At 50.1% G+C, this 17,601-nt stretch carries 17 protein-coding genes; 10 read left to right on the top strand and 7 right to left on the bottom strand.

Going from position 1 to position 17,601, the window contains the following annotated elements:
- Positions 1-88 precede the first annotated feature (88 nt).
- Positions 89-1,462, bottom strand: coding sequence for a TrkH family potassium uptake protein (locus J2S36_RS04225; protein ID WP_309955884.1), 1,374 nt, complete (start codon positions 1,460-1,462; stop codon positions 89-91).
- A gap of 324 nt (positions 1,463-1,786) precedes the next feature.
- Here J2S36_RS04225 and J2S36_RS04220 point away from each other — a divergent pair, with 324 nt between their 5' ends.
- Positions 1,787-2,002 (top strand): helix-turn-helix domain-containing protein, encoded by a 216-nt coding sequence (locus tag J2S36_RS04220; protein WP_309955882.1) that lies wholly within the window; start codon positions 1,787-1,789, stop codon positions 2,000-2,002.
- A gap of 3 nt (positions 2,003-2,005) precedes the next feature.
- On the opposite strand, the gene J2S36_RS04215 is transcribed toward J2S36_RS04220, so the two are convergent.
- Positions 2,006-2,245 carry a hypothetical protein gene (locus tag J2S36_RS04215; protein ID WP_309957549.1) on the bottom strand — a complete coding sequence of 80 codons (240 nt, stop codon included), beginning with the start codon at positions 2,243-2,245 and terminating at the stop codon, positions 2,006-2,008.
- Between J2S36_RS04215 and J2S36_RS04210 the strand changes: the two genes are divergently transcribed.
- The 3 genes from J2S36_RS04210 (at position 2,228) to J2S36_RS04200 (ending at position 3,942) form a co-directional block, all read left to right on the top strand.
- Positions 2,228-2,293 (top strand): 30S ribosomal protein bS22, encoded by a 66-nt coding sequence (locus J2S36_RS04210; protein ID WP_434533527.1) that lies wholly within the window; start codon positions 2,228-2,230, stop codon positions 2,291-2,293. The genes J2S36_RS04215 and J2S36_RS04210 overlap by 18 nt on opposite strands.
- 371 nt (positions 2,294-2,664) lie before the next feature.
- The gene (locus J2S36_RS04205) at positions 2,665-3,114 is read left to right on the top strand and encodes a MarR family winged helix-turn-helix transcriptional regulator (protein ID WP_309955880.1); all 450 of its coding nucleotides are present in this window, start codon (positions 2,665-2,667) and stop codon (positions 3,112-3,114) included.
- A 105-nt stretch (positions 3,115-3,219) separates the two neighbouring features.
- Positions 3,220-3,942 carry a histidine phosphatase family protein gene (locus J2S36_RS04200; protein WP_309955878.1) on the top strand — a complete coding sequence of 241 codons (723 nt, stop codon included), beginning with the start codon at positions 3,220-3,222 and terminating at the stop codon, positions 3,940-3,942.
- On the opposite strand, the gene J2S36_RS04195 is transcribed toward J2S36_RS04200, so the two are convergent.
- The 4 genes from J2S36_RS04195 to J2S36_RS04180 form a co-directional block, all read right to left on the bottom strand.
- Positions 3,935-4,372 carry a PLD nuclease N-terminal domain-containing protein gene (locus tag J2S36_RS04195; RefSeq protein ID WP_309955876.1) on the bottom strand — a complete coding sequence of 146 codons (438 nt, stop codon included), beginning with the start codon at positions 4,370-4,372 and terminating at the stop codon, positions 3,935-3,937. The genes J2S36_RS04200 and J2S36_RS04195 overlap by 8 nt on opposite strands.
- An 86-nt stretch (positions 4,373-4,458) precedes the next feature.
- A complete protein-coding gene (locus J2S36_RS04190; RefSeq protein ID WP_309955874.1) occupies positions 4,459-5,586 on the bottom strand; it encodes a 1,4-dihydroxy-2-naphthoate polyprenyltransferase in 1,128 nt (375 codons plus the stop codon).
- Positions 5,587-5,722: 136 nt separating this feature from the next.
- Positions 5,723-7,087: an AMP-binding protein gene (locus J2S36_RS04185; protein WP_309955872.1), complete on the bottom strand. Its 1,365-nt coding sequence runs from the start codon at positions 7,085-7,087 to the stop codon at positions 5,723-5,725.
- A 48-nt stretch (positions 7,088-7,135) separates the two neighbouring features.
- A complete protein-coding gene (locus J2S36_RS04180) occupies positions 7,136-8,191 on the bottom strand; it encodes a 1,4-dihydroxy-2-naphthoyl-CoA synthase (protein WP_309955870.1) in 1,056 nt (351 codons plus the stop codon).
- A 29-nt stretch (positions 8,192-8,220) separates the two neighbouring features.
- Between J2S36_RS04180 and J2S36_RS04175 the strand changes: the two genes are divergently transcribed.
- The 3 genes from J2S36_RS04175 (at position 8,221) to J2S36_RS04165 (ending at position 13,078) form a co-directional block, all read left to right on the top strand.
- Positions 8,221-9,360 carry an o-succinylbenzoate synthase gene (locus J2S36_RS04175; protein ID WP_309955868.1) on the top strand — a complete coding sequence of 380 codons (1,140 nt, stop codon included), beginning with the start codon at positions 8,221-8,223 and terminating at the stop codon, positions 9,358-9,360.
- Between the two features lie 137 nt (positions 9,361-9,497).
- Complete coding sequence (gene menD / locus J2S36_RS04170) at positions 9,498-11,288, top strand: 2-succinyl-5-enolpyruvyl-6-hydroxy-3-cyclohexene-1-carboxylic-acid synthase (RefSeq protein WP_309955866.1); 1,791 nt, start codon at positions 9,498-9,500, stop codon at positions 11,286-11,288.
- Positions 11,289-11,476: 188 nt separating this feature from the next.
- Positions 11,477-13,078 (top strand): trypsin-like peptidase domain-containing protein, encoded by a 1,602-nt coding sequence (locus J2S36_RS04165; RefSeq protein WP_309955864.1) that lies wholly within the window; start codon positions 11,477-11,479, stop codon positions 13,076-13,078.
- A 98-nt stretch (positions 13,079-13,176) separates the two neighbouring features.
- On the opposite strand, the gene J2S36_RS04160 is transcribed toward J2S36_RS04165, so the two are convergent.
- Positions 13,177-14,682: an isochorismate synthase gene (locus tag J2S36_RS04160; RefSeq protein WP_309955861.1), complete on the bottom strand. Its 1,506-nt coding sequence runs from the start codon at positions 14,680-14,682 to the stop codon at positions 13,177-13,179.
- A 40-nt stretch (positions 14,683-14,722) separates the two neighbouring features.
- Here J2S36_RS04160 and J2S36_RS04155 point away from each other — a divergent pair, with 40 nt between their 5' ends.
- The 3 genes from J2S36_RS04155 (at position 14,723) to J2S36_RS04145 (ending at position 17,597) form a co-directional block, all read left to right on the top strand.
- On the top strand, positions 14,723-15,418 hold the full coding sequence (locus tag J2S36_RS04155; protein ID WP_309955859.1) for a class I SAM-dependent methyltransferase: 696 nt from the start codon (positions 14,723-14,725) through the stop codon (positions 15,416-15,418).
- A gap of 347 nt (positions 15,419-15,765) precedes the next feature.
- Entirely contained in the window at positions 15,766-17,049 is a 1,284-nt protein-coding gene (locus tag J2S36_RS04150; RefSeq protein ID WP_309955858.1) for an NAD(P)/FAD-dependent oxidoreductase, read from the top strand.
- A gap of 185 nt (positions 17,050-17,234) precedes the next feature.
- Positions 17,235-17,597 (top strand): NADH-quinone oxidoreductase subunit A, encoded by a 363-nt coding sequence (locus J2S36_RS04145; protein ID WP_309955857.1) that lies wholly within the window; start codon positions 17,235-17,237, stop codon positions 17,595-17,597.
- Positions 17,598-17,601: the final 4 nt, after the last annotated feature.

The following is a 17,601-nucleotide window of genomic DNA, read 5'->3' as shown; positions in this document are numbered from 1 at the left end:
ACTGCGCAAATACTATTTCGATCTCCTTAAGTTTAACGAGAAAGCAGCAGATTCCAAAAGATTCTAAGGCGTGGGGGCTGCCAATGCATTAACCGATCACTGGGCGCTCTTCGGGGAAGCGAATCACCCGGCGCCGATGCCGTAATGCAAGTGCGGCAGCCATCGTCATTGTACCTACCCGCCCCAGATACATGAGCACGATCAATACGATCTGCGCAGAAGCGGGCAAGGAAGCCGTAATCCCAGTGCTTAAACCACAGGTAGCGAAAGCTGAAATCACTTCAAAAAGGACGCTATTTAACGGTAAATGAGTGATTTGGAGGAGTAGCATCGTGGCTACTCCGACGAGCAGTGCGCCGAGGAAGGTAGCTGAAATTGCTAGTCGCAGTACGTCGTGTGGAATGCGTTTCTCAAATGCTTCGGTATCGCGATCGCCACGCGCTTCTGCCAAAATTGCAATCATCAACACTGCGAATGTAGTGACCTTAATTCCGCCGCCAGTGCCAGCTGAACCACCACCGATAAACATCAGGATATCCATCATGAACCGCGAAGCTTCGGTGAAATTATGCGGATCGAGAGTAGCTAAGCCAGATGAGCGGGCCGTCGTTGAATGAAATAGGGCTAATAGTACTTTTTCTGCTCCAGGTACTGTGCCAAGGGTGGATTCATTCTGCCATTCAAGCAGCACGAAAAGCAGAGCGCCGCTGACAAGTAAAATTAAATAGGTGACGACGGTAAGTTTTGAGTGCAGCGACCACTTTGCAAACCGTGTGCGCTGCTGTGAAATATTTAAAATCACCGGAAAGCCAACTGCACCAATAATCGTGCCGGTGATCACTAAAATCCCAAAACTCCATGAATCTGCGTATGGGGCAATACCGCCAGGCAAAGAGACAAAACCGCCATTATTGAAAGTGGAAACGCCCATAAAAATTGCGTGCCCAACAGTTTCGATCAAAGCTCTGCCATCATCGGCAAAAACTGCCAGAAAACCAAGTGAAAGTGCCGTCTCTACAGTCAAAGAAGTGATCACTACAGCGCGGAGGAGCGAACCAACATCCCCTAACCGGCTTTTCGTTTCCGTTGCAGTAAGGATCCGCTGTGTTAAGCCAATGTGCCGCGAAACTGCCAGGCCGAGGAGTGAAGCAAGTGTCATCACGCCGAGGGCGCCAATCTGCATTGCCAGTACGAGCACGCCTTTCCCGAACGGACTCCAGTAAGTAGCAGTTTCAACTACCGTTATCCCCGTCACGCAGACAGCGGAAGTGGCTGTGAAAAGTGCCGTTAAAAAAGGAGCAGCAATTGCGCCGTGCGTAGCGATCGGGAGCATTAGCAAAAGTGTGAAGATCACAATGATCCCAGCAAATACAAGCATTGCAAAACGGGCAGGAGAACGCTTTGCGAAAGAATCGAGGCGATCGCGAAACTGCGTGGACAAGCGCAGGCGTGAGTATGGCATGGATCCTTCCCTCCGCGTCAGTATTTGCTCCGAGTCTGGCACACTCCACTTTAATGCATTTTCGGCGCTGTGGTTTTTGTTGTGGGCTGGTGCGCTGGTGAGCTTGAGCGACGTGCTAGTTTTAGTGGCGATGAGCGGAAGCTGATTGATGAAAACGCTGGAAGATTGGAACTGGAAGATTTGGAACTTGTGCACCAAATTTGCCTGCAAATTTCGCGGCTCCAATGTGCACCTTACGGAAAATGTAGTACCATGTAAAAGAAGTGCGGATTTCCGCTGTTTTACTTTTCATTTTGTATGCACTAGCCCCTGAGGACGGTTCGGATGGCTCAAAGCTCACCATCAGCACCGCAATTTTTGACCGTTGCGGAGGTTGCTGAGATCACTAGAGTATCTCGCATGACTGTGTATCGGATGGTTCATGCTGGTGAACTGCCAGCAGTTCGCTTTGGAAGCTCATATCGCGTGCCGCGTTCTGCTCTGGAGCAGCTACTGGGTGCAAGCACGGATTCGGATTATCAACAAGCAACTGGGAGTTGATCCTTATTTCGCACGAAATTTATGCGAGTGATGGTGAAACAGGGTCGTAAAATGAGCGATTAGACGCACAGTTTGCGTTTGATTCTTAACAGTGTGCAAAGTTTTGGTAGTATTTCCAGTTGTAAAATCGTTTTGATCAGGGTCAATTTCTCTTGAATTGATTTGTTCAGGCAAAAAGTGTGGAGGTGAACCTTGGGTTCCGTAATCAAGAAGCGCCGTAAGCGTATGTCCAAGAAGAAGCATCGTAAGCTCCTGCGCAAGACACGTCATCAGCGTCGGAATAAGAAGTAAGCGATTTCGCTGAATTTTGCTGCAGCGTAGCATTTCTCAAATCTTGCTCTGCAGCCGGGAGATGGCTTCGGAAAATAGCTAGTGAGTAGCGGGTCTCGTTTGAGGCGCGCTACTTTGCTATCTGCGGCTAAAAGTGTGATTGTGTGGAATAAATAAAAGTAGCGGATCGGGGCTATCGAAATTTTCCTTTCGATGTTGTCTCCTACTGTATCCGTAAAGTTAAATTGAATTTTCATCCTCTAGTCTGGCTGATTTTTTGAAATTAGCGGTTAGATTTAAGGTACTAGTTTTTAAGGTTTGGATTTTTTAACCCGTAATACGGTGCATAAAAATCAAATACAACTTTCTGTGTGGAAAGAAAGGGGTCTGGTATGAAAGATCGCCAGGACGTTCCGTGGTTAAATGATACTGAGCAGCAAGCATGGCGCAATTTATTGCGGGGCACGGCATTGATGCTCGAACGGATTAGTGCTGATCTGGAAACTGAAAGCCAGCTCCAAATTAATGAATACGATATTCTCGTAAACCTCAGCGAAGCTGAAGACCGAAAAATGCGGATGTCAGATCTGGCTGATGCAGTGGTGCATTCGCGCTCACGGCTGACACACACCGTGAAACGCCTTGAAAAAGAAGGACTTGTAGAACGCTGTAGATGTAATGAAGATCGCCGCGGGATCATCTGTTGTCTCACAGATGCTGGATTTGCACGTCTCGTAGCCGCCGCACCTGGGCATGTGATTTCGGTGCGCGAGCATCTCTTCGCGCGGCTGCAGCCGCAAGAAGTTCTCGAATTAGGGCGTTTAGCTGAAAAACTGATCTAGAAAGAGATACATTAGAACTACGCCGCTAACGAGCATTCTATTAAATAGATGATGCAGTACTGGCGCATGAATCGGAAGCATAAATATTGCAGTGAAGGAAGTGCGATGCCGTCTGCTTTGGAAGCTCTAGATAAAAAGAACCTCACTACTGTCCATTTGGTACGCCACGGCGAAGTAGATAACCCCGATGGTGTGTTGTACGGGAGGCGAAGCGGATTCCATCTCACTAAGCTCGGGCAGCAGATGGGGCAGGAACTTGCAAAAGCTTTCATCGCGGGAGGGCATGATATTCGTGCCGTCATTACTTCGCCATTAGAGCGCGCAATTGAGACGGGTACTCCAACGGCAGAAGCTTTTGGCTTAGAACTGAAAAATACTCCTGACCTGATCGAAGCCGATAATAAATTTGAAGGTTTGGCTGTAAATAATAACCGTTTAATGCTTGCTCATCCGAAATATTGGAGTTGGTATCTGAACCCGTTTACACCATCTTGGGGAGAGCCTTATACGGAAGTGGTGGCGCGGATGCGGCGTGCGATATTCCAAGGTCTGAATGCTGCTCGTGGTGGAGAAGCTGTACTAGTTTCGCATCAGCTGCCAATTTGGACGATGCGGAGATTTATTGAAGGACGGCCGCTTGCGCATCATCCGGGTAAGCGAGAATGTTCGCTTGCCTCATGTACATCATTGGTGTTTTCACAAAATCAGTTAATTGCATTAAATTACTGGGAGCCGGTAGCGCATTTACTAGCGGCAGCAGAAGATATGGTGCCAGGTACTTCGCAAGCGGCTACTAAGAAATCAGCTGCGGCAAACGCAATCAACTGAAGCTGCCTGATCCGTAAAGTCCGCGAGGCGTATCGTCGTCTTCATCCCGATTTTTTCGTTGCTCATCAAGATCTGGATTTTCTTCGGCTTTTTTCTGTTCATAATGCCGACGCCGATTTTGTGCTTCTAACCGCGAGAGAAAATCTGGATCATCATCTGGGGCTATGGGGGCAGATGATTGCGGATTTTTTCCTTTGCGGAATTTATCAGCTAAATCAGCGGCACCAAATTGCGAATCTGCCTGGATGATCTTCTGTAATTTAGACCCAACCCACAAGAGCGCCCCGAGTACCGGAACAAATATGATTCCAATGATCCAGATTGGTTTCGCAACACGAGCAGGCATTGCGGCACTATCGGTACGAATACAATCAATGAGTGCATAAATAATGAGGGCTAAGAGAACTAATACTAGAATCACTCGGGGCATACTAGAGAGTTTAAGCGAAAGGATCAGTAAAAGCCATCGGTAAGAAGCTGATTCGGAAAAAGAAAGCGATATCGGAGCAGAAGAATTTATTTCCGTCGCCTTTGTGCTTTCGAACGAGATCCCCGTGTGTTGGATCTTGGCGCACGTGAATTTTTGCCGCGTTGCTTTGCGCTGCTGGAATATGAAACTTTTGTTCGCGCATTGCTGCTTTGCACTCGTGTTGATTTCGAGCGCCGGGTACGCATTATTTTCGAGCGAGAAGTAAATTCAAATGCGAGCCAAAAAATCAAGACCATCAAAGCGATTGCGATCCCGATCAGAGCTCCGATACCAGTGATCTCACCAATTATGATCCCGCCTGTAATCAATACAGCGTAGCCGATCTCATAGAGTCCGGTTTGTTTCAAAGCAGGGATGAGAGCAGCGCCTGTGGCTCCGCGCATTACCGGCTTCGCGATTTCTGTTGCCCAAGGCACTAATATCAGTGCGCACATCATAATTGGGTAGTGCCCTGCAAAACCGATCGTTAAAAATAAAATTGGAATCAGTAAAAGTAACAGATAAGCGATCCGCGCTCGTTTTTCTCCGAGTCGGACGGCGAGTGTGCGCTTATTTGCAATCTTATCGGTTGGGATATCACGGATATTGTTGATCATTAGCAGGGCGCAGGCGATCATCCCGATCCCGCTCCCAGCGATCCAGGCAAGATCAGGCATCGTCAGGCTTTGCGTGTAAACCGTGCCGACGGTAGCCACATAGCCGAAAAAGATCAAAACGAAAAGTTCACCGAGCCCGTGGTAACCATAAGGGTATTTTCCGCCGGTGTAATACCAGGCAGCGATAATCGCCGCGGCGCCAACCGCGAGAAGCCACCATGCACCCGAAAGTGCCACGAGGACTATTCCAAAAAATCCAGCGAGTGCAAAAGCGCTAAGCGCTGCAGCAAGCACTTTTCGCGGATTGGATTTTCCACCGCCAGTTAGGCGTGGTGGCCCGGCGCGGTGTGTATCTGTGCCGCGGATCCCGTCAGAATAATCGTTTGCGAAGTTCACGCCAATTTGCAGCAGTAGCGCCACAGATGCTGCCAAGAGTGTGCGGATGATCGAGAAAGCATTTTCTGAATAGGCGATCCCGGCTCCGGCGATCACTGGCGCGATTGCCGCAGGAAGTGTGCGCAGCCGTGCTCCTTCGAGCCAGTCGTTGAAAGTTGCCATAATTTGCTGCTTTCTCTTCGATCCGATGCTAGTTCAGACAAGTGTACTTGAGAAATCGATCTTTGCCTGGATCACTCAATTATAGGTGCACTTGCGGGAGCAATCAGGGAAGCAGTGTTTTGCAATACGATACAGCTTAGTCGGAATGTATTTGCGCAACTAGCGCGGCAAGTTTCCGCCGGTCTATTTTTCCGGATCCGGTCAGCGGGAATGCTGGCTCGCTTTGCGGTGCGTGCACTAAATTTTCACCATGTGAATCGGCTGTGTGCTGGGCAGTGCCTTCCGTCGGTGCAGATTGTGCAGAGTGCGAGGTACGGTAGGGGGAACCATTCCGCGGATCGGGCAAGTCTGTAAGCGCATATATTTTCCGTGGTGCCCAGCCTCGCTCAAATTTATTTTCTACGAATTTATGCACTTGCGCTTGTGAAAGTTTCCGAGCGCTGACGGCAATTACTTCTGCACCCCAGATCTTACTTGGCACGGAGACAACTACACATTGTGTCTGAAATTCGGTGGAAATCGCATCTTCTAAAAGTTGTGGGATCACAGTTAGACCGCCAGTGATGATTGCATCATCGATGCGCCCATTTACTTTCAGGATGCCATCTGAAATTTCACCCCAGTCGCGCGTATGATGCCAGCGTATACCTTGCGAATCACGAGAAAACTCTTGCGTTTGGGGCTGCCCGAGATAGCCAAGCGCGACCACCGATGAACCAATCGAAATCTGCCCATTTACGCCAACTTCTAGTTTTGTATCGCCAATCGGGATCCCATCGTAGACGCATCCGCCACAAGTTTCTGTCATCCCATAGCTGGTGACGGTACGCAAGCCAAGTAGCTGAGCCTGCTGGAGTAAGTCGGTGCGGATCGCAGATCCGCCAACGAGATTTACGTCTATACCGCAGTAAGTGCTGAGCGAAGGATGCTCATTTTGGATTTCTGCTTTGCCTGACGGTAAAAGCGAATCCATAGGCGCTGATGCAAGCAGGCGCGTGAGTTGAACCGGTACTTGCGAAAGGTAATGGCGCGGGGCAGCGCTTTGCGAGGTTGCTTGCCGAAAATCAGCACAGCTCGTAAAATCTCCGATAATTGGCGAAAAACCAGCAAAAATTGAACGGAAAATTGTTTGGAAACCGGCAATATGATAGATCGGAAGTACGTTGATCCAGGCTCCTGGACCGCCAAAGTGATCATGCGTGGCAGCTGCAGCGGCTGCCAGTGATTCCCATGAAAGTGCAACGATCTTGCCTTGCCCGGAAGTAGATCCGGAAGTGCGGAGCAATACGCCAGTGCCTTTCGGGATATCGTAGGCTGCTACTTCAGCAGCGCTTTTTAGGGCATCTGCTTCAGGCGGAATAAGGAAAACTGGTTTTGTTTTCGCGCCGCTTTCCCAGGTGTGGAAAGCCCGCGCGATCTGTGCTGCCGTTTTCATCCGTCCTGCTACGCTTCGTGAAGCCTGGATCACCGTGCAGCTTGGAGTGTGAAAAGAAGTAGTCATGATCAATTAATCGTTTTTGCCGTTATCCTTGATGCGTTTGCATAAATTTTACGCATAATGTGGGAATCCATCCCAGTTAGGTGCGCGCTTTTCTAAGAAGGCATCTCGTCCTTCCTGCGCTTCTGCCGTCATATAAGCCAAACGCGTGGCTTCGCCCGCAAATACCTGCTGCCCGGCTAACCCGTCATCAGCCAGATTGAATGCAAATTTTAGCATCCGAATTGCCTGCGGCGATTTTGTAGCTAGGATTTTAGCATATTCGAGCGCTTTTTCTTCGAGTATCGCGTGCGGTACGGCTTCGTTTACCACACCCCAATTTTGTGCATCCTGCGCTGAATATTCCCGTGCAAGGAAGAAAATCTCGCGCGCGCGTTTATCACCAACCTGCCGAGCCAATAGGGCGGATCCATATCCGGCATCGAATGAGCCCACATTGGCATCTACTTGCATGAATCTTGCGTGTTCAAGTGAAGCAATCGAAAGATCGCAGACCACATTCAATGAGTGCCCGCCACCGGTTGCCCAACCTGAAATTGCCCCGATAAACACCATTCCTGAAGTGCGCATTAGTCGTTGTACTTCAAGAATGTGCAGCCGGCCAGCACGTGCCGGGTTTGCTGCTTTCCGAAGCTCGGCTTGCTGAATTTGCAAAGCTGCGGCATCAGCATTCGAGCTTGGATTGGCGCCAGCATCTGAAACTGTATTTTCTGATTGCGGGAGATCGTAGCGATAGCCGTCGCGCCCGCGAATCCGCTGGTCACCTCCAGAGCAGAAAGCCCAACCGCCATCTTTTGCGGAGGGGCCGTTGCCAGTGAGGATCACGGTACCGATTTCGCCAGTGAGTCGAGCGTGGTCAATTGCGCGAAAAAGCTGATCGACCGTCTCTGGGCGAAATGCATTGCGCACCTCGCTGCGATTAAATGCAATTCGGGCGACGGGGAGATCATGTTCAGCAGTTACCTCTCCAGCAGCGTTGAATTTGCGTGCAACTCCGCGATGATAAGTAATATCGGCATCTGGAAAGCCGGTGACGCTGCGCCATTTGTGAGGGTCAAAAATTTGCGATACCTGTTTGGGTAGTGGAGAAAACTTCGTATTGTTCATGATTCTATTGTGCCAGTTATGCTAGAGCTATGAGCAAAGCAGGATTTATGCCCAGCGTCTTTCGTGCATTGCGTGCTGAATCTGGGCAAATAAAAGCATATATTTTCGAACTTCCGATGCGGGTGAAGTTTCGCGGAATTACGATGCGGGAAGGCGTATTGCTGCAGGGGCCAGCCGGATGGGCTGAATTTTCACCATTTTGGGATTATCGTACTGCTGAGAGTGCCCGGTGGCTGATGGGCGGGCTTGACAGCGTATTGCGCGGATATCCGCTTTCAGCTCAGCAGCGCCGTGAAATTCCGATCAATGCGACGGTGCCAGCGGTACCGGCACCGCAAGCAGCTGAAATTGCACAAGCGCTGGGGGCACACACGGCAAAAGTGAAGGTAGCTGAGCCGGGTCAGACGATACAAGACGACCTGAGCAGGCTCGCTGCAGTACGCGCAGCGCTTGGTGCAAAGGCTAATATTCGGATCGATGTGAACGGCAAATGGGATCTGCGCACTGCTTGCGATAATTTGCCAAAATATGATCGAGCGGCACGCGGTTTGGAGTATGCGGAACAGCCGTGTGCGGATGTAGCTGATTTAGCGCGCCTGCGGAAGCGGATCCCGTCGGTGCAGATCGCTGCAGATGAATCATTGCGGAGAGCAGAAAATCCGTTACTGGTACGTGATTTGGCGGCAGCTGATGTAGTTGTGGTAAAGAATCAGCCACTGCTAGGGGTGCGCGCAGCGCTTGAGCTTGTAACTGAACTTGATTTACCAGCCGTTGTAAGTTCAGCTTTGGAAAGTTCTGTCGGGCTCGTAAGCGGTTTGTATTTGGCGGCAGCTTTGCCTGATTTGCGGTATGCGTGCGGGCTGGGCACAGCAAAGTTGTTTCATATCGACGTAAGCTCGCAGGCTTTGCTGGCGCGTGCGGGGGTATTGCCAGTGCGGAAAGTGGATCCAGATTTCTTGCTTGATGCCTATCACCGGGACGGATATTGTATGGCTGAATTAAAAAATGGCGAATCTAGGCGTCAGGAAGTATCTGCTCCGCGGGCGGAAACTTTTTTCAAATGGGAAAAACGACTGCATGAAACATGGGAATTTTGCCAGGCTCAAGGATGGTTGCATGAAAAACTTTTGGTGCAGCTCATTCGTCCGCAGTACCTGCGCGAAATCTGAGTTTGGCTTTTGATTTCAGTGTTGCCAGTGGCATTGCCCTTACCGCGTTGTACAAGTATCCCCTTGGCGGGGAGAAACCGTGTAAAAATAAGGGTAGCTAATATATCTGATCGAATCATTCTAAGGAGCGCATCTCAATGCCGCAAACTCTGCCGGAGGAATCAATGCTTGAGCCGTCTGCACTTATTGCACGCGAAATTATCGAGACGGCAATGCGAACTGGGATCCGTCATTTTGTGCTTTGCCCTGGTTCGCGTTCTGCACCATTAGCAATTGCGTTAGCGCAGGCAGAGGCGCATGGTGCAATTGAACTATTCGTGGAAACTGACGAGCGGGTGGCTGGTTTTATTGCCTTAGGTCTGGGCAAGGTTGGCAAACCGGCGGCCGTCATCACTACGTCTGGGTCTGCCGTGGCAAATCTACATCCTGCGGTAGAGGAAGCATTCTATTCGGCAGTGCCATTGTGCGTGATCAGTGCTGATCGGCCGCATGAAATGCGGGGAGTGCGGGCGTCACAAACTAGTTTGCAATCCCAGATTTTGCGTGGGTCGATCGTTGATTTTGTGGATTTACCGGCAGATTTGCAGCAGCCAAAAGCTGTGGCAAATCAGGTGCGGCGGCTTGTGCGCAGATGTTTCGGATTTGGGATATCTGGCGCATCCGGCCCAGGTCCAGTGCAGTTGAATATTGCTTTTGCGCCTCCGCTGCAGACTGCCCATTCGTGGGAGCCGATGCGGTTTGCACAAGGTTATAAAGTGGCAAATGCGGCGGGTGGTGCAGTGAATTTCCCGGCACCCGTGCAGGCAATAATGCCGCGAGAGTGCAGCTCGATCGGCGTGGCGAAACGTACAGTAGTGGTGGCTGGTCCTACAAGCTGCGGAAATGGAGCAGATTTTGCACAGCAGCTTGCGCGAGAACTTTTCCAGATTCCAATCCTGGCTGAGCCGGGGAGTGCGTTACGCCGTCTGCCGCAGGCAATGCCTGCCCATCCGGTATTGCTGCAAAGTGCACTCGTGCAGGAAATTGAACGGGTGATTGTGATCGGGCATCCTACTTTGACCCGGGAAGTGGCAGGTCTTTTGGCGGATCCGCAAGTTGAAGTGATCGTGGTTGATGAAGCGCCTACCTATACTGACGTGAGTGGAAATGCAGCTGAGATCATCAATCTTGGAGATATTGGCGGGTACGCCACTGCCGATTTGGCTTGGTATCGCTTGTGGGAGCAGGCATCTTTAGCTGCGCGCCGGGCAGTTTGGAATCATCTAGAAGAATTTTCAGGGTCAGAAAAATCCGCAACGCCTTCGTTGCGCCTAAGCCAAAGTGAGATCGCAATAGCATTGGCTGCAAGTAAAGTGCCAACATTTTATGCGGCTTCGTCAATTATTCGCGAAGTGAATCTTTGGGGAAGCTGCGCAAATCAGGATGTGTATGTAAATCGTGGATTAGCAGGGATCGACGGGAATGTTTCAACTGCGATTGGGATTGCTTTTGGGCTGCAAGAGCCAGTGCGGGTAGCTGTTGGTGATCTCGCATTTATCCATGATTTAGGTGCTTTAGTGCGGGCAGCTGAGCCGCAAAGTGCGGAATTAGATCTGCAGGTGGTGGTGTTGGATGACGGCGGCGGCTCACTTTTTGCGACGCTCGAATATGGCACTGGTGATGAACAGATTTTCAATCGGGTATTTCGTACCGCCCGCGAATTTGATTTGGCAGCATTTGCAAAAAGCTTGGGAAATCGTGTGAAGTTTACCGAATTTTTGGGTAACTACGTGCAATTACAAGAATTTTTGCAACGTGATCCGGCAGGAATTGAAATTGTCTATTTTAATTTGCGCGGAGCAACGATGCAGCAGACGCGGCAGCGACGCGTGGCTTTACGTGAAAAAGTACTGGCGGCAGTGCAGCGGAAATGCCGAGCGGTGAAATAATTCAGGTTTGTACATTTTGCTGAGGGCATACGATTCAGCCTGTTTTTCAGCAAATTTTCAGAAAAGCTGAATGTTCTTTGGAGTGAAACATGTTTTATTGAGCAATGGAAGATTTTCATTCTCCGATAAAAGATTCGGCAAGGATGTTTTGATCATTAGTAATAGTTAAATACAGAAGGTGAGAGAATATGAGTTCGGAAGAAAATTTTGAAAATGATGGGATGACGGCTGCGCCCGAAGCAAATCACCAAGTGGAGTCAGCAGATCCGGTGGTAGTCCAGCGTCCAGCAGTACAGAACTACCCAGGGCAGCCGAGTGCAGCAGCTGCAGAAGGCGCAGAAAAAGAAGTTGATTTCCAGCCAGAAGCTGAACAAGCCGAACAAAATAAGGTACCTGGCGCAGAAGCTGAGATTGCGAGCGGTCAGCTAAGGATGCAAGCTGGTGCACAGCCCCCAGTTGCCAATCCGCCGGCAATACCTGCAGGTCAGATGCCAGCTCCAGAATCAGCTGCGATGGTAACTCCAGATGTTGCTTCCCAAAATACTGCACCAATCTTTGCGGCAGCAACAGAAACACATCACGCACACCCGTGGCAGGAAACAGCGCCTGCAAGTCCGCAGCAAGCTACAATGCCGCTGATATTTGATCCCGCTGCTGTAGTTTTAGAAAAGCCCCGGCGGAAGCGCCGGAATCCGAGTTGGTTTGCATTTATCAGCGGGCTGATCATTGTCTCTTTGCTGAGTACATTAATGGCAGTGGGAATAATGACCCTCCGCTATGACGGTACACGGCCAGCGGCGCTGGGAAAGGCAGAAAAAATTGTAGCGCCAGTGGTGCAAGCCAATGGCAAGACTCCTGATTGGGAAGCGGTGGCAAAAGCAGTGGGGCCAGCCGTCGTGGCAATTGATACAAAATCAAGTGCTGGTACGGCAGCAGGCTCAGGAGTGATTATCGACGAAAAAGGTCACGTACTGACCAATGATCACGTTATCAGCGGAGCGAAAGAGGTGTGGATCAAACTTGCTGACGGGCGTTTGTTTGAAGCCAAACTTGATGGAACTGATCCGGCAACAGATCTTGCCGTGATTTCGTTCAAGAATCCGCCTGCAGATTTGACCGTAGCTGCTCTCGGCACTTCGCAAGATTTACAGGTGGGTGAAGCTGTTGCGGCGATCGGCAATCCGCTAGGATTGAGCTCCACAATGACTTCAGGGATCGTTTCTGCCCTTGATCGCCCCGTGCAGACGATCAATAAAGATGCGAAAGATCCCAATAGTGCACGTGTAGTAACAAACGCGATCCAGCTTGATGCAGCCGTTAACCCGGGAAACTCTGGCGGGCCAGTATTTGACGCAGCGGGCAGAGTGATTGGAATTGCCTCATCAATCGCAACAGTGCGAGCAACTGAACATGCTCCAGGTGGTTCGATTGGTTTAGGTTTTGCGATCCCAATTGATTTGGCAAAAAATATTGCCGCGCAATTGATTCGCAACGGAGTAGCAGAGCATGCTTATCTCGGCGTCACGATTCGCGATGGGGTCGCAGTATATGGCCGGGAGCAGCGGCTCGGAGCCCAGGTAGATACCGTGCAGCCAGGTACCCCGGCAGCAAATGCGAAACTACGTGAAGGCGATGTAATAGTTGCGGTAAACGGACGGAATGTGGTTTCGGCAGTATCACTCACCGGATATATCCGTCAGTATCAATCAGGGGAAACCGTTACGCTGACGATTGCACGTAACGGTGAATTACAGGAATTGGATGTAGTACTTGCAACTCGTCCAGACTAACCCCTTGGCTGGGATGAAGCACATCTGTGTGTAGTACAGGTGGGGGCGGATGAATCAACAGCGATTCATCCGCCCCCACCTTTGCATGTAAATAAAAATCAGCAGCTGTGTAATTGGTCGGAATATTTCGGAAATTGCGCACTGAGCGCGTTTAAGATCGGCGCAAACTTTGCGCGTGTCTCGGCAAGTTCGCGCTCGGAAATCGAATCGCCCATAATCCCGCCTCCTGCCCAGGCAGTGGCAGAATGTAAGTGTGGTGAGAGGCCACAGCAGCGCAAAGCGATTGCCCACTGGCCACAGTTTCCGCTTTCTCCTTGTGAAATCCAGCCGACGGGAGCGCCGTAGCGCTCGCGGTCATGTGATTCAAGCCGCGCAATTACGGCAAGCGCTTTTTCGCGTGGGCTTCCACCTAGCGCGGCTGTTGGATGTAATTTTGCGATCACTGTGAAAAGCGAATGTTCTGGAGCGAGCGTAGTGTAGATATCTGTAGCAAAATGTTCCACATTTGGCAGCCGTAAAATATAGGGCGCCCCGATTTCTAGTGCCCCAAATTCGCTTAATACGGAAACCGCAGAATCTACTGCAATCCGATGTTCAGAAATATCTTTTTCAGAAGTTTCCAGATCAAATTCGGTGTGCGCCGCAGCTGTATGCGAATTGGTTGAAGTTAGCGGGGCAAGCGTCGTGCGAAGTGGTTTTGTGCCTGCTAAGACACGGCAATGGATCCGATTTGCAGGATCATTGGAAAAATCTGTTTGCGCAAGCATCTCCGGGGAAGCGCCGACGATACCGTCGATCGCGAACACCCATGTATCACGGTACTTGCGATGCAAATGGTCAATGAATGCAGGGAGCGAAAGCGGATTCGGGAAATTTAGTTCAATTGAGCGGCTTAAGACGACCTTGTTTAATTCGCCTTTTTGGATCAGCGAACTCGCTTTCGCTACCTGTTCCATCCAAATCTTTTCGGATGGTAGTGGGGTGATTTGCATCTTTTGCGGTGTTGGAGCAGGCAAAAATTTTTTCTTCTGGGACGTTTTGAATTTCGGTAAGCGTGGCGTTTGGGGCGCGGTAAATTTTGCGGCTGGCTGTGCATTGGGGGTGCGAAGACAAGGATCATCGTGCTTGATCCGCTCGATCTGCTGAATCAATCCAGCCCCGGAAATTGGAATTTCGGGTGTATTTTCGCCATCACGCCAAATCTGTGTCAGCCAGGTTTTCCCACTCCGGCGACCAAGTAGTAACCGTGGCACGATGAGTGCTGAACCTGCACTTGACTGCGCCGTGAAAGAAAATGAGCCAAAAGCAATCAGTCCGCTGCCGCTCACACCCGCGCGGTCGTCAATATTGCTTTGCGCACTCAATTCTTTCCACCAGATATCAGCCAAGGCAAAACGATTATCTGCAGCCACCTGATGTGTGGCATGGTTTTGCGGAGCACAGCCGGCGATATCGTATCTTAGTGCCTGCCCGAATCCGAAAAGATAATCGTCGGCATGCCTCCAGGCGAAACTTTGCCGATTGATTTGTGCACACAAATCTTGTGCTGTTGGAAATAAATCAAAAGGGATGGAACGAACATTTAGCTGCACAGTTTTTATCACAAATAACGATAATAGTCCGAATGGTGATTAAATTCGTAGTATGAGTAGAGCTGATTTAGAGAAAAATCCCAAAGACGTATCGCGAATGTTTAATGAAGTAGCACGTAAATACGATTTGATGAACGTCGTGCTGACTGGAGGGCTGGTCTTTCCCTGGCGAAAAGTGACTACGGCTGCCCTGGAAATCGAGCCGGGAATGAAAATTCTTGATATTGCTGCTGGCACCGGAAGCTCTACTGCGCAGTATGCGGCAGCTGGAGCTGATGTGATCGGCTGCGATTTTTCTGCGGGTATGATCGAGGAAGGACGGCGCCGTCATCCGCAACTAAAATTTGTGACGGGGGACGCGACTGATCTTGATTTTGCTGATAATTCATTTGATGCCACCACGATTTCATACGGGATCCGGAATGTGAGCGATCCGCGCAAGGCGCTTTCCGAAATGCTGCGCGTGACAAAACCCGGTGGAAAACTTGTAGTTTGTGAATTTTCACGTCCGGTGAATCAGTATTTTTTTGCGTTGTATAAGTTCTTTTTACACCGGGTAATGCCGATTCCTTCGAAAATTCTTTCTTCTGATGCGCCTGCCTACGATTATCTGATGGAGTCGATCCTTGATTGGCCCGATCAATGTAAATTCAGCCAATGGCTGCGGGAAGCTGGTTGGGAAAACGTTGAATATAAAAATCTGACGGGTGGGATTGTCGCGATTCATCGGGCACGGAAGCCAAACTAAATCAGCAAACTGCTGTTTTGGTGCGTGAGAAGAGTGTGCAGATAATTCAGGTGTAGCAGCTGCGCAGAATAGTGTGACCCAGATTTTATGCGCACTTTTTGTTGCGTAAAGTCCAGGTTTGAGGTGGGCTTCGAGATTTTTCTCGCGTAGAATTTGACCGGATACGTATGTGAAATTATGTGCAACAAATTTTGTTGGAAATAATTTTTTTCGCACACTGATGCTTGATTGAGTAGCAGGTCGGTTGGTTTTTCTGGTGTTGTGCCGGATTGTGGCTTGCAATCATGGCAAGTGGCAGATGATTATTTCTGGCAGGCGGCACACAAAGTTTTGGGAGCGATATACGCATGGATATTGTGCGCGAAGCGGATGTGGTAATTGTGGGCGCAGGCCCCGGAGGATCCGCAGCAGCCCACTATTTAGCCCGCTCTGGAGTGCACGTAGCAGTACTCGATAAGGCAGTTTTTCCACGCGATAAGGTTTGTGGGGATGGTCTTACGCCACGCGCTGTCGCTGAGCTGATTCGGATGGGAGTGCCAATTCCTGAATCAGCTGGGTGGGTGCGTAATTATGGCGTTCGAGCCTATGGCGGCGGTCATAAAATTGAAGTGCCGTGGCCAAATATCGCTTCCCAGCCAAACTATGGTTCAGCATGTGCACGAATCAAACTTGATCATCTTTTGATCCAACATGCGGTGGATTCTTCGGCCCAGTTATTTGAAGGGGTTACCGTTACCGGAGCTTTGCAAGATGAGCGTACCGGGCGAGTAATTGGAGTGAAAGCTCGACGAACTGCGGAAGGCGCAAAAGGTGCGGAATTTACTGTGCGGGCACGCTACGTGATTGATGCTGGCGGTGTATCAGCTCGCCTTGCTACTTCCGTGGGCAGAGAAAAAAATCCGCGCCGGCCAATGGGGGTAGCGATCCGGACATACTTCGAATCGCCGCTCGCGAGTACCGATATGATGGAATCTCATCTTGAACTCTGGTCAGGAGAGCCAGGAAAATCTCAACTGCTGCCTGGCTACGGGTGGCTATTTGCAGTAGGCGACGGCTTAGTAAACGTTGGGCTGGGATCACTTTCTGCAACAGCGAAACCGAGCGGTATTGATTATCGTGCCGTCTTCAAAACTTGGATCGAAAATGTGCCAGAAGAATGGGGACTGAACGCAGATACGCAGCGCGGACCATTGCGCTCAGCTGCACTGCCAATGGCATTTAACCGCAAACCACATTATCAAGACGGGCTGGCGCTGGTGGGCGATGCAGGCGGGATGGTTTCGCCGTTCAATGGTGAAGGCATCGCATACGCACTTGCCTCTGGCAGGATCGTTGCCGATTTTATCTTGCAGGCAATGAATCGACTCACGACCGCGCAGAGTGAACGGGTGATGCAGCAATATCCACAAGTGCTGCGCGCGGAACTCGGCGGCTATTACACCTTAGGACGCATTTTTGCGTCCCTCATTGAACGTCCTGAAATTATGCATCTTTGTGTAAAGTACGGGCTTCCACGCCCGACACTGATGAAATTAGTGATGAAACTGCTTTCAGATACTTATGATCACCGTGACGGCGATTGGATGGATAAATTGCTTACGGCATTGACGAAGGTGGTGCCAAAAGCATAGATGCAGAGAGAGCTGAAGCACGCAAAAATGTCTGCGCAAAATGCAAAGCTGTATTTGAAAGCGCAGAGCGCGAAATGCGTGAGAGAAGTCTTGCGTATAAGACATTTAATTTTCAAAGCTTATATGATTAGAGACGAATTGTGCCCGATGTGGCGTTGGAATGATGCAAAAAAGATGGAGGCCAGATGAACCCGTATGTGCCACTCCTGATCATGATTGCAGCAGCAGCCGTGATCGCTCTTGGAGGCCTGGTTGCTTCTGCGATTTTTGGACCGAAAAAATATAATCGCGTGAAAGTAATGAACTATGAGTGCGGCGTGGAAGCTACTCCGAATGGTGGAAGCTCACGGCGTTTTCCGGTGAAATATTTTCTCACTGCGATGACCTTCATCGTTTTCGATATTGAAGTCGTCTTCTTATATCCGTGGGCGGTTGCGCATGATCAGCTCGGGCTCTTCGGCTTACTGGCAATGGCTACATTCGTAGCGCTGATCACGGTTCCATTTATTTATGAATGGCGTCGTGGAGGCTTGGATTGGAGTGAATAAACAC

The organism is Arcanobacterium hippocoleae (genome assembly GCF_031456295.1).
Lineage (GTDB): Bacteria > Actinomycetota > Actinomycetes > Actinomycetales > Actinomycetaceae > Arcanobacterium_A > Arcanobacterium_A hippocoleae.
The sequence above is the reverse complement of the archived record's forward strand: the minus strand, read 5'-3'. Positions and strand labels throughout refer to the sequence as shown.

Coding starts and splice junctions, on each gene's coding strand:
- J2S36_RS04220 (WP_309955882.1), top strand. CDS start 1,787: ATGGCTCAAAGCTCACCATCAGCACCGCAATTTTTGACCGTTGCGGAG.
- J2S36_RS04180 (WP_309955870.1), bottom strand. CDS start 8,191: ATGAACAATACGAAGTTTTCTCCACTACCCAAACAGGTATCGCAAATT.
- J2S36_RS04185 (WP_309955872.1), bottom strand. CDS start 7,087: ATGACTACTTCTTTTCACACTCCAAGCTGCACGGTGATCCAGGCTTCA.
- J2S36_RS04215 (WP_309957549.1), bottom strand. CDS start 2,245: ATGCTTCTTCTTGGACATACGCTTACGGCGCTTCTTGATTACGGAACC.
- J2S36_RS04155 (WP_309955859.1), top strand. CDS start 14,723: ATGAGTAGAGCTGATTTAGAGAAAAATCCCAAAGACGTATCGCGAATG.
- J2S36_RS04195 (WP_309955876.1), bottom strand. CDS start 4,372: ATGCCCCGAGTGATTCTAGTATTAGTTCTCTTAGCCCTCATTATTTAT.
- J2S36_RS04200 (WP_309955878.1), top strand. CDS start 3,220: ATGCCGTCTGCTTTGGAAGCTCTAGATAAAAAGAACCTCACTACTGTC.
- menD (WP_309955866.1), top strand. CDS start 9,498: ATGCCGCAAACTCTGCCGGAGGAATCAATGCTTGAGCCGTCTGCACTT.
- J2S36_RS04190 (WP_309955874.1), bottom strand. CDS start 5,586: ATGGCAACTTTCAACGACTGGCTCGAAGGAGCACGGCTGCGCACACTT.
- J2S36_RS04150 (WP_309955858.1), top strand. CDS start 15,766: ATGGATATTGTGCGCGAAGCGGATGTGGTAATTGTGGGCGCAGGCCCC.
- J2S36_RS04205 (WP_309955880.1), top strand. CDS start 2,665: ATGAAAGATCGCCAGGACGTTCCGTGGTTAAATGATACTGAGCAGCAA.
- J2S36_RS04145 (WP_309955857.1), top strand. CDS start 17,235: ATGAACCCGTATGTGCCACTCCTGATCATGATTGCAGCAGCAGCCGTG.
- J2S36_RS04225 (WP_309955884.1), bottom strand. CDS start 1,462: ATGCCATACTCACGCCTGCGCTTGTCCACGCAGTTTCGCGATCGCCTC.
- J2S36_RS04165 (WP_309955864.1), top strand. CDS start 11,477: ATGAGTTCGGAAGAAAATTTTGAAAATGATGGGATGACGGCTGCGCCC.
- J2S36_RS04175 (WP_309955868.1), top strand. CDS start 8,221: ATGAGCAAAGCAGGATTTATGCCCAGCGTCTTTCGTGCATTGCGTGCT.